At 68.8% G+C, this 11208-nt stretch carries 10 protein-coding genes; 2 read left to right on the top strand and 8 right to left on the bottom strand.

Annotated elements, in window-relative coordinates; genetic code table 11:
- Positions 1–135 precede the first annotated feature (135 nt).
- The 5 genes from ABZS29_RS29465 to ABZS29_RS29445 form a co-directional block, all read right to left on the bottom strand.
- Complete coding sequence (locus ABZS29_RS29465) at positions 136–1836, bottom strand: ABC transporter ATP-binding protein (RefSeq protein WP_355466688.1); 1701 nt, start codon at positions 1834–1836, stop codon at positions 136–138.
- Positions 1837–1965: 129 nt separating this feature from the next.
- The gene (locus tag ABZS29_RS29460; RefSeq protein WP_355466686.1) at positions 1966–3279 is read right to left on the bottom strand and encodes a pitrilysin family protein; all 1314 of its coding nucleotides are present in this window, start codon (positions 3277–3279) and stop codon (positions 1966–1968) included.
- Positions 3276–5492, bottom strand: a complete 2217-nt coding sequence (locus ABZS29_RS29455; RefSeq protein ID WP_355467516.1) for a polyribonucleotide nucleotidyltransferase — start codon at positions 5490–5492, stop codon at positions 3276–3278. The genes ABZS29_RS29460 and ABZS29_RS29455 overlap by 4 nt, the downstream gene beginning before the upstream one ends.
- A gap of 270 nt (positions 5493–5762) precedes the next feature.
- Positions 5763–6035 (bottom strand): 30S ribosomal protein S15, encoded by a 273-nt coding sequence (rpsO, locus tag ABZS29_RS29450; RefSeq protein ID WP_344151080.1) that lies wholly within the window; start codon positions 6033–6035, stop codon positions 5763–5765.
- Positions 6036–6149: 114 nt separating this feature from the next.
- Positions 6150–7112 carry a bifunctional riboflavin kinase/FAD synthetase gene (locus ABZS29_RS29445; RefSeq protein WP_355466684.1) on the bottom strand — a complete coding sequence of 321 codons (963 nt, stop codon included), beginning with the start codon at positions 7110–7112 and terminating at the stop codon, positions 6150–6152.
- A 118-nt stretch (positions 7113–7230) separates the two neighbouring features.
- Between ABZS29_RS29445 and ABZS29_RS29440 the strand changes: the two genes are divergently transcribed.
- Complete coding sequence (locus tag ABZS29_RS29440; RefSeq protein WP_355466682.1) at positions 7231–8244, top strand: SGNH/GDSL hydrolase family protein; 1014 nt, start codon at positions 7231–7233, stop codon at positions 8242–8244.
- 65 nt (positions 8245–8309) lie between these two features.
- Here the strand turns inward: ABZS29_RS29440 and ABZS29_RS29435 are convergent, their stop codons facing one another.
- From ABZS29_RS29435 to ABZS29_RS29425, 3 genes are read right to left on the bottom strand one after another with little or no spacing between them, the layout of a single operon-like run.
- Positions 8310–9191 carry an NAD-dependent protein deacetylase gene (locus ABZS29_RS29435; protein ID WP_355466680.1) on the bottom strand — a complete coding sequence of 294 codons (882 nt, stop codon included), beginning with the start codon at positions 9189–9191 and terminating at the stop codon, positions 8310–8312.
- Between the two features lie 13 nt (positions 9192–9204).
- A complete protein-coding gene (locus ABZS29_RS29430) occupies positions 9205–9765 on the bottom strand; it encodes a transcriptional regulator (protein WP_355466678.1) in 561 nt (186 codons plus the stop codon).
- On the bottom strand, positions 9762–10121 hold the full coding sequence (locus ABZS29_RS29425; protein ID WP_355466676.1) for a hypothetical protein: 360 nt from the start codon (positions 10119–10121) through the stop codon (positions 9762–9764). Before ABZS29_RS29425 ends, ABZS29_RS29430 begins: the two co-directional genes overlap by 4 nt.
- Positions 10122–10177: 56 nt before the next feature.
- Here ABZS29_RS29425 and ABZS29_RS29420 point away from each other — a divergent pair, with 56 nt between their 5' ends.
- Positions 10178–11185, top strand: coding sequence for a PEP/pyruvate-binding domain-containing protein (locus ABZS29_RS29420; RefSeq protein WP_355466674.1), 1008 nt, complete (start codon positions 10178–10180; stop codon positions 11183–11185).
- The last annotated feature ends 23 nt before the right edge of the window (positions 11186–11208 follow it).

Here is an 11208-nt window from a genome sequence, read left to right as displayed (position 1 = left end):
CCTGTCCGCCCACCCGCTCAACCGACCCACTTTAGTGGGGTTTCGGCCCGAAGTCATCAGATGTCAGCCCGAGATTCCTGACACGGCAGTATGTGCGCACAAACGCGCAGTCAGCCGGCCGTGGCGGGCGCCGGGTCACCCCTGCTGTGTTGCGAACAGCCGAGCGAACCGGGCGTCCACTTGAGCCATCAGTTGCCGGTACGTCCCCTGCTGGACAACCGCGCCGCCGTCGATGACGTAGATGCGCTCCATCTCGGTGAGGGTGGAGGCTCGGTGGGAGACGACGAGGGTGATCCGGGTGGCCTTGGTCCGGCGAAGCTCGGCGAAGATCTCGCGTTCGGCCTCGGCGTCGATCGCGGAGGTGGGTTCGTCGAGGATCCAGACACCGGCGCCGCGCAGGCGAATCCGGGCCAGGGCCAGCCGCTGCCACTGACCGCCGGAGATGCCGGTGCCGCCCCACTGCTGACCGAGGTGGGTGTCGAGCGGGAGATCGGCGGCGAAGGTACCGGCCAGCGCGGCGCGAACGGCGTCATCAGACACGTCGTGCGGTGAACCGAGGGCGACGGCATCGCGGAGCGTGAACTCGAAGCGGCCGAACTCCTGCACGAGCAGACCGAAGTGACCGAGCCGCTCGGCCTCGCTCAGCCGTGCCGCATCTTGCCCGTCGATCAGCACCTGACCGCGGTCGGGCTGCAGGGCGCCGACCAGCAGGTTCACGACGGTCGACTTGCCCGCTCCGTTGACGCCGACCAGCGCGACCAGTTCGCCGCGCCGGGCGCTGATGGTCGCGGCCCGCAACGCCGGCGTACGGGCTCCGGGGTAGGTGAAGCTGACGTTGTCGAGGGCAACAGACTCCACCGCCGGTACGACGGCCTGCGCGGCCGCAGGCGGCACACCACCCACAAACCCCCGGTACGTCGCCGCGCGGGGAGCCGCGGTCACGATGAGCCCGAACGCGTATCCACACAGGCGAATCGCGTTCAGCCCGGAGATCGTTCCGGCGACCGCGGCAGCAGCCGCTCCCCCACTGGCGCCGTCGACCACGAGCGCCACCAACGCACCGCCGAACAACACCACGGTCGCCAAGGCGGCGGCCAGTTCGAGCGACATCGCCGTACGGATCATCCGGTCGAGCACCCGGGTCGCGGCGGCGCGGTAGGTGATCGCGAGACTGGCGAACTTGGCGCCGGAGCCGAGGACGGCGAGCTCGGTGCCGGAGCGTTGCTGGAGCAGCTGTTCGGTCGCGTACGCCGCGCGCCGGTCATTGGCTGCGACCTCCGGCCAGCTCCGCGACTCCATCCGGGCGATCGCCGTGAACGCCAGCACCGTCGGCACCAGCGCGGCCAGCACGAGAACGCCCGACAGCGGATTGATCGACCCGATCGCGACGCAGAGGACGACCGCGGTCACCGCAGCGCCGAGCACCTGCACCGGCTGGTTCGCGACGGCACTCATCGGCTCGATCGAAGCCTGACTGGCTTCCAGGTCCGTGACCACCTCCGGATCCGCCAGCCGGCTCGGACTCAACCGAGCTGACGTGCGCAGCAATTCGGAGCGGTAGTGCAAGCGGAGCCGCAGCATCAGCCGCTGCCCGGCATCCCGAGCCATCGCACTCAGCGGATACATCGAGCCCACCACAGCAGTGAGCGCCAGCAGCAACCCCCAGGGCCGCTCCCCTGCGGTCAGCCGGTCGACCAGCTCACCAATCAGCACCACCTGAAGCCCGGGCAGCGCGGCCTGAGCCAGCACCAGCAATGAGCACAGGGTCAGCCAACCGGGTGCGACCCGGGCGGCGTCGGTCAGGGAGTCGCGGGCAGTACGGAACGCGTCGAGCATCGTGATCCTCGCAGAAGACAGGCCGGAGCCGCGCTGCGGAAACAGCGCGGGAACCGTCGGCCGTCAAGTGCTTGTGATCGCGTTCAGCGTGCGATCCAGTGGCAGATCACGTGTGACGTGCGCACGAGGCTACAACGTGAAGGCGTTCGTGTCTTCCTTGAAGGGGCCCATGACCGTGAGCGCCGGAGTGCCGGCGTAGAGCTCGGCGGCCAGGGCGGTGACGTCGTCGAGGGTGACGGCGTCGATGGAGTGCAGGATCTCGTCGACCGTGGGCAGTTCGCCGTAGACGAGTTCGGCTTTGGCGATCCGGGTCATCTTGGCGCCGGTGTCCTCGAGGCCCATCACGACGGAGCCACGCATCTGGCCCTTGCCACGGAGGAGCTCGTCGGGGGTGATGGTGCCGGAGGCAATCGACTCGAGCTCGGCGCGGACGACGTCCAGGACCTCGGGCGCCTTCTTGGGCAGGCAGCCGGCGTAGACGCCGACCATGCCGGAGTCGACGTACGCCGAACCGAAGGTGAAGACCGAGTAGGCCAGGCCGCGCTTCTCGCGGACCTCCTGGAACAGCCGGGACGACATGCCGCCGCCGACGATTCCGTTCAGCACGCCGGCGGCGTACCGGCGCGGGTCGTTGCGGACCAGACCCGGCAGACCGAAGACCATGTGCGCCTGCTCGACGTCGCGGTGGTGCACCTGCACTCCGCCGTACGTCGGGATGCGGCGACCGGAGGGGCGGCGCATCGGGGCCGGATCGGCCTCGGTGGTGACCCAGTGGCGCTCAAAAGCCTTGCGGACAAGGCGAACGACGTCGCTGTGCTCGACGTTGCCGGCGACCGAGACGACGATGTTCTCGGGCTTGTAGCGGCGGCGGTACCAGCCGACCACCTGCTGACGGGTCAGCGCGGCGACCGATTCCGGCGTACCGGTGATCGAGCGGCCGAGCGGGGAGGTGCCCCACAGTTGCTCGGCGAACAGGTCGTGGATGTGGTCCGACGTCTCGTCGGCGTGCATCGCGATCTCTTCGTCGATGACGTCGCGCTCACTCTCGACGTCCGTGCTCGTCAACGTGGCGGACGTGATCATGTCGCAGATGACGTCGACCGCGAGCGGCAGATCGGAGTCCAGCACCCGCGCGTAGTAGCAGGTGTACTCCTTGCCGGTGAACGCGTTCATCTCGCCGCCGACCGCGTCGATCTCGGCCGAGATCTCCAGCGCGTCGCGGCGCTCGGTGCCCTTGAACAACAGGTGCTCGAGGAAATGCGTCGCGCCGTTCAGCTGCTCCGGCTCGTCGCGCGAGCCGACGCCGACCCACACGCCGAAAGTGACCGAGCGGAAACCCGGTACGGACTGGGACAGCACACGAAGCCCGGAGGGCAGGACGGTCCGTTTGACCGGACCGCCCGCCTCCGGGCTCAGCAGAGTGCTGGTGATAGCTCTACTCACTCGGCGGAGTCAGCAACCTTCTCTTCAGCCTTGTCTTCACCCTCGACCACCGGGATCAGCGAGAGCTTGCCGCGGTCATCGATCTCAGCGATCTCGACCTGCAGCTTCTGGCCGACCGAGAGCACGTCCTCGACGGCCTCGACGCGCTTGCCACCGGCCAGGCCACGCAGCTTGCTGATGTGCAGCAGGCCGTCCTTGCCCGGGAGCAGGCTGATGAACGCACCGAAGTTGGTCGTCTTCACGACCGTGCCCAGGTAGCGCTCACCCTTCTCCGGCATCGTCGGGTTCGCGATCGCGTTGATCATCGCGCGCGCGGCGTCGGCCGACGGGCCGTCCGTCGCACCGATGTAGACGGTGCCGTCGTCCTCGATGGAGATGTCGGCGCCGGTCTCGTCGGTGATCTGGTTGATCATCTTGCCCTTCGGGCCGATGACCTCTCCGATCTTGTCCACAGGGACCTTGACCGAGATGACCCGCGGCGCGAACTCGCTCATCTCACCCGGCGCGTCGATGGCCTTGGCCATCACGTCCAGGATCGTCAGGCGGGCTTCCTTGGCCTGGGTCAGCGCACCGGCGAGCACGCTCGCCGGGATGCCGTCGAGCTTCGTGTCCAGCTGGAGAGCCGTGACGAAGTCCTTGGTACCGGCGACCTTGAAGTCCATGTCGCCGAACGCGTCCTCGGCGCCGAGGATGTCGGTCAGCGCGACGTACTCGGTCTTGCCCTTGACCTCACCGGAGATGAGGCCCATCGCGATACCGGCGACGGGGGCCTTCAGCGGCACACCGGCGTTCAGCAGCGACAGGGTCGAGGCGCAGACCGACCCCATCGAGGTGGAGCCGTTGGACCCGAGGGCCTCGGACACCTGACGCAGCGCGTACGGGAAGTCCTCGCGCGACGGCAGCACGGGCACCAGGGCCCGCTCGGCCAGCGCGCCGTGACCGATCTCGCGGCGCTTCGGCGAACCGACCCGGCCGGTCTCACCGGTCGAGTACGGCGGGAAGTTGTAGTTGTGCATGTAGCGCTTGCGCGTCTCCGGGGAGAGCGTGTCGAGCTGCTGCTCCATCCGGAGCATGTTCAGCGTGGTGACACCCATGATCTGGGTCTCGCCGCGCTCGAAGATCGCCGAACCGTGCACACGCGGCAGGACGCCGACCTGCGCCTTCAGCGGCCGGATGTCGGCCAGCCCGCGGCCGTCCATCCGGATCTTATCCTTGAGCACACGCTGCCGGACCAGCTTCTTGGTCAGCGAGCGGAACGCTGCGGACAGCTCCTTCTCACGACCCTCGAAGGACTCGGTCAGCTTCGCGAGCACCGCGCCCTTGACGGCCTCGATGGCGTCCTCGCGGTCGTGCTTGCCGGTGATCGCCAGCGCCTCGGTGAGCTCGTCGGTCGCGGCCTTCTCGACGGCGGCGAACGCGTCGTCCAGGTAGTCCGGGAAGACCGGGAACTCGCCGACCGGCTTGGACGCCTTGGCGGCCAGCTCGGACTGCGCGTCGACCAGGGTCTTGATGAAGCCCTTGGCGGCCTCCAGGCCCTCGGCGACGACCTCTTCGGTCGGCGCCGTCTTGCCGGCGGCGACGGCCTCGAAGGTGCCCGGGGTGGACTCGGCCTCGACCATCATGATCGCGACGTCACCGGAGTCGGTGACCCGGCCGGCGACCACCATGTCGAAGACGGCGTCCTCGAGCTCGGTGTGGGTCGGGAACGCGACCCACTGGTTGCCGATCAGCGCGACGCGGGTGGCGCCGATCGGGCCCGAGAACGGCAGCCCGGCGATCTGGGTGGACATCGACGCGGCGTTGATCGCGAGCACGTCGTACAGCTTGTCCGGGTTCAGCGCCAGGACCGTGATGACGACCTGGATCTCGTTGCGCAGGCCGGAGACGAACGACGGCCGCAGCGGGCGGTCGATCAGCCGGCAGGTCAGAATGGCCTCTTCCGAGGGCCGTCCCTCGCGACGGAAGAACGAGCCCGGGATGCGACCCGCGGCGTACATCCGCTCCTCGACGTCGACCGTCAGCGGGAAGAAGTCGAACTGGTCCTTGGGCTTCTTGCTGGCCGTGGTGGCCGAGAGCACCATCGTGTCGCCGTCGAGGTAGGCGGCGGCGGAGCCGGCGGCCTGCTGGGCCAGACGGCCCGTCTCGAAGCGGATGGTGCGGGTACCGAAACTGCCGTTGTCGACAACGGCCTCAGAAAACTGTGCGCCGTCCATCGGCGCGTTGGTGGATCCCGACACGGGATACCCCTCTCTCCTACACAGTGTTGACGACTGCGAGGCGCGAGCTTCCGGGGTGCCGGTCTTCGATCGAGGCCCGCGGATCCGATGATCCGAAGGTCACTACCGAGGACCGGGTCCTCCCGCTACGCGCTTCGCGTCGCCTCGTTACGTCTGTATTCAGTTGTCCCACGCCCGCGACATCATGCGCTGGGCATGGATACGCGAGGAGCGGCCACCCAACCTCGGCGGCCGCTCCTCACGACGTCATCGGCGAAGGCCGAGCCGCTCGATCAGGGACCGGTAGCGGTTGATGTCCTTCTTCGCCAGGTAGTTCAGCAGCCGGCGGCGCTGGCCGACGAGCAGCAGCAGGCCACGACGGCTGTGGTGGTCGTGCTTGTGCTCCTTCAGGTGCTCCGTCAGGTGCGAAATGCGGTGCGTCAGCAGCGCAACCTGGACCTCGGGGGAGCCGGTGTCACCCTCGGTCAGGGCGTACTCACCCATGATCTTCTTCTTCGTGGCAGCATCAACAGATGACACGGAGTTCCTCTCGATTTCCGTTGCGCGGCGCACCGGGGCTTCGTCACCCGAGCACTCTCGATCCGCGGCCGTCAGACGGCAGCGCCCAGAGTATCAGTCCGTGGACGCGTCACCCTAATTCTGTGTAAGAGTGCGGCGCGCCCCGTCGACATCGGCCTTCATCTGGACCAGCAGGTCGTCGATGGTCTCGAACCGGATCTGGCTGCCCCGGAGCCGGGCCACGAAGTCGATCGCGATCCGGGCGCCGTACAGCTCCAGGTCGTCGCGATCCAGCACGTACGACTCCACCCGGCGGTCGACCCCGTCGAAGGTCGGGTTGCTGCCGACACTGATCGCGGCCGGCATCGGCTCGCCGTACGACGGACCTCCCGCGGCCGGGGTCAGCACAGTCAGCCACCCGGCGTACACGCCGTCCAGCGGTACGGCGGCGATCGGGTCGGCCGGGATGTTCGCCGTCGGGTAGCCGAGCTCGCGCCCACGCTTGTCGCCCTCGATGACGACCCCGGTGACGCGCAGCGGCCGTCCGAGCGCCTCGGCGGCGGCCTCCACGTCGCCTTCGGCCAGCCGCTGCCGCACGTACGTCGACGACCACGGCTGAGCGTAGCCGGCCAGGCTCAGGCCCTCGACCTGGAACCCGTACGTCGCTCCCGCCGCGACCAGCGTGTCCACGTGCCCGGCGGCGCGGTGGCCGAACCGGAAGTTCTCCCCCACGACGACCGCCTTGGCGTGCAGCGTGCCGACCAGGACGCGCTCGATGAACTCGTCCGGCGACCAGCCCGCCACGTCCTTGTCGAACGGCAGGATCAGCACCGCGTCGGCGCCGTGCTCGATGAGCAGCTCTGCCCGTTGACCGGGCTCACTCAGCATCAGCGGCGCACTGTCGGGCCGCAGCACCCGCATCGGGTGCGGGTCGAAGGTGAGCGCGACCACCGGCAGCCCACCCAGCTCGGCCGCCCGCGTCCGGGCGTGCGCGAGCACCTCCTGGTGTCCGCGGTGCACTCCGTCGAAGTTGCCGATGGTGACGACCGACGGGCCGAAATCAGCGCCCACCTCGTCCAAACCGTGCCAGACCTGCATAAGAGCAGGATTCCATGTCGCTCACCGCGTCGGAGAGGCAGGTCGGCTGTCACCCCTTGTAATCGGACGGTGACCCAACTTAGGGTAGGCCCGCATCGCCGAACCTTGGGGAGGTCCAGTGAAGTTCCACCGTGCGATCGCGGCGGTCACCGGGTTGCTGATGACGACGGCGCTGACCGTCGCCGCGGCGGCTCCGGCCGATGCCGTCTCGTCGCCCTACCGCGAGTACGTCGCACTCGGGGACTCCTACACCTCGGCGCCGTTCGTGCCGATCCCGGACCTGCTGTCGCTCGGCTGCGCCCGCTCGTACAGCAACTACCCGAAGATGGTGGCCGCCGCGTTCGGCGTCTTCAACTTCCGGGACGTCAGCTGCGGCGGCGCGGACACCACCAACATGCTGAACCCGCAGAGCACGGTCCTCGGGACGGCACGGCCGCAGTTCGACGCGCTGACCCCGACCACCGACCTCGTCACGGTCGGCATCGGCGGCAACGACTTCGGCGTCTTCGGTTCGATCGTTGGTACCTGCCCGGGGCTCCGCGCCTCGGATCCGGTCGGCGCACCGTGCAAGGCGCATTTCACCGTCGACGGCGTGGACACGCTCAAGGCCAAGATCGCGCAGACCCAGACCCGGATCGCGACCGTTGTCCAGGGCATCAAACAACGGTCGCCGCAGGCAACGATCGTGCTGGTCGGCTATCCGAAGATCGCGCCCGAGCACGGCACCTGCCCGGACATCCTGCCGTTCGCCGACGGCGACTACGCCTACCTGTACTCGATCGAGCAGGCGCTCAACGCCGCCGTGTCGAACGCGGCCGCCGCGACCGGAGCGACGTACGTCGACACCTTCGGGCCGTCGACGGGGCACGACGCCTGCGCGCCGGACGGCCAGGCGTGGATCCAGGGCAAGGATCTGAACCTGCTCCGCGCGGCCAACTACCACCCGCGCTTCGAAGGTCAGGCCGGAGTCGCGTCGCTGACCGTCAAGAAGCTGACCGGCAAGCCGGCCACTGTCACCGCGTCCGAGCAGGCCGCCTGGGCCGCCAAGGGCCGGCAGCTGACCAAGCAAGCCGCAACCTCCCCGGCCGTGAAGGCCGCCAGAGACCGCGTACGGACCAGCGCGCAACGCTGACCCTTTCCAATCCGTACGCGACCCCGGGTCGGGCCACCTCACGCGTGGCCCGGCCCGGTGGTGTTTTACGGCAGGCGTGCCGTCAAGTCCGTGAGCGCCTGGCCGAGCGGCAGGTTGATCCGGTGCACCGCATACGGGTCGCCACGGGTGATGCCCTGATTGACGATCACGACCGGCGTACCGGCCTTGGCGGCGTGCCGGACGAAGCGGAAGCCGGACATGACGGTCAGGGACGACCCCAGCACCAGTACGGCGTCCGCCGCGTCGACGAGGCGGTAGCAGCGCTGGACGCGCGGCTTGGGCACGTTCTCGCCGAAGAACACGACGTCGGGCTTGAGCACTCCCCCGCAGACCGTGCACGGGACGACTGTGAAGTGCCGCACGACCTCGTCGGGCAGGTCGACGTCGCCGTCCGGGTTGATCCGGGTCGCCTCGGCCTCGAAGTCGGTGTTGGCCGCGCGGAGTCTCGCGTCGAGGGCTTCGCGGGCGGACGTCGTACCGCAGTTCAGGCAGATGACGCGGTCGAGGTTGCCGTGCAGCTCGATGACGTCCTTGGTCCCGGCGGCGGTGTGCAGGCCGTCGACGTTCTGCGTGATGACGCCGGACAGGTAGCCGCGGGCCTGCAGTGCGGCGACGGCTCGGTGGCCTTCGTTGGGATGGGCGCGAGCGATCGTCCGCCAGCCGAGGTGGCTGCGCGCCCAGTAGCGCTGCCGACCGGCCTCGCTGGTCGCGAAGTCGTCGTACGTCATTGGGGTGTGCGTGCGCAGGCTGCCAGTCTCGCCGCGGTAGTCCGGGATGCCGGACTCCGTCGACAGGCCGGCGCCGCTGAGCACCACGACGTTTCCGGCCGCGACGATCTCGGCGAGCGGCTCGGTGTCCGTCGTACCGGGCTCGAGCGCGAGGACATCGGGGCCGGGAGCCCACTGCAAGGTCGGACGGGAACGCACGTCTCTAGAGTACTTACCGGCGCACGCCGAGGGTGGCGATCAGGTCCTCGTGCAGCTCGAACCACACTCGGTGGCGCTCCTCGACATCTTTGGCTGCCGCATAGCGGGTGTCGTAGCCGTGAAAGCGATCCAGCACGGCGGTCAGCCGGGCTGTCAGCGGAGTGAGCGCCTGGCCGATCGCTGCGAGCTCGTCGAGCACGCTCTGGTCCCAGACGGGATCGGTGTGGTCGTTGAACGCCAAGGGGTCGTTTTCGGTGGGCCTGAGCTGCCAGTTGGTGCAGGCGGCCTGTAGACGGCCATTGAGCGGCAGGAACTCGTCGTACGTCGCTTGGACGGTCGCCCGGTGCGGTCCGAGCTCAGCCGCGAGCCTGCGTTCGTTCTCGGCCCGGCCGGCGTCAGTGAGCGACCAACCGCCCAGACCGGCGAATTCACTCCAGCTGATCCAGCCATAGGCCTGGTAGTCGAGCAGGAGCTCCTTCACCACCGCTGCATCGAGGCCGAACCGCTCTGCGATCGCATCGTCATCGCCCACGCCGAGTAGGCGCACTGCATGCAGAACGAGCACCTCCGTCATGGCTGGTCCTGGCGAGCCGTGAGGCGATCGAGCCGTTGCTGACAGGCCTGGGGTGAGTTGAGCCCGAGCGCGCGAGCCATCTCCGCCCAGGTGATGCCGAGACCGCGCGCAGCGAACATCAGACCGGTCTCCAGCTGATCGACTTCCGCTCGCGCCGCCGGCAGCAACTGCAGCGCGGCGATCGCAGCCTCGCGGTCGTCGGTGTTCGAGGCCAGGAACAGCTGGATCAGGTCGACCGCGGTCGGCGGGACCGGCGCGGGCTGCCAGGGACGGCGGTCGAGGTCGCCGAGCTTCAGCAGCTCCTGCCGGGCGTCCGCCTCGCGCTGCGCCTGGGCGTGGTCGTCGTTGCGTTGCATGCTCGAACAGTGGATCATCAACAAAAAGTTGTCAACAAAACATTGAAAGGAGCTTCGTGATCGATCTCTCCGCGGCTGGTCCGGACGCGGGCCCGAAGGCAGCCACGCTCGGCCGGCTGCTGCGCGCCGGCTTCCCGGTTCCGCCCGGTTTCGTCCTTCCGCCCGGCGCCGAGCTTCCGCAGGTCGAGGACCGCCTGTACGCCGTTCGCTCGTCCGCGTCGACCGAGGACACGGCGACCGAGTCGGCCGCCGGTGTGTACGACTCGTTCCTGGGCGTGCGTCGGGCCGAACTGCCGGACCGGGTCGCCGCGACCAGGGCTTCGCTGTGGTCAGCACGGGCGGCGGCGTACCGGCATACTGGGGCAGAGATGGCGGTGATCGTGCAGCAGCACATCGACGCGGACGTCTCCGGCGTGCTGTTCACCGGCTCACCAACCGTCGTGGAAGCGTCCTGGGGTCTCGGCGAGAGCGTGGTGGGCGGTCGCGTCACGCCCGACTCGTTCACCATCGTCGACGGCCGGATCACCAAGCGACTGGGCGATAAAACCACCCGAGTCGACCGCACGGCCACGACCGCGGTCTCCCCCACCGACCAAGCCCGCTACTGCCTCACCGACAGCCAACTGCGCCGACTCTGGCAACTAGGCCAGGCAGTCGAACAGCACCTGGGCGCGCCGCAAGACATCGAGTTCGCCTTCGAGGGAGACCATCTCTGGCTCCTCCAGGCGCGCCCGATCACCATCCCCCTGCAAGGCATCGCCGGCAGCCCCGGCACCGCCACCGGCCCCGCTCGCCCCGTCCACTCCCCTGCGGACTTCCCCCGCGTCCGCCCCGGCGACATCCTGATCTGCCGCTACACCGACCCGGCCTGGACGCCGCTCTTCCGCGTCATCGCCGGCATCGTCACCGAAACCGGCGGCCGCCTCTCCCACGCCGCCATCGTCGCCCGCGAACACCGCATCCCCGCCATCCTCGGCGTACCGAACGCCCTCAACATCCCCGAAAACACACCCCTAACCCTCAACACCACCACCGCAACCATCACCCGCCACCCCCCACCTTGAGCACCCCTCAACCACAAATCGCA

The organism is Kribbella sp. NPDC005582, from assembly GCF_040605415.1.
Lineage (GTDB): Bacteria > Actinomycetota > Actinomycetes > Propionibacteriales > Kribbellaceae > Kribbella.
Note: the sequence above shows the minus strand (reverse complement) of the source record. Positions and strands in the feature narration are given on the sequence as shown.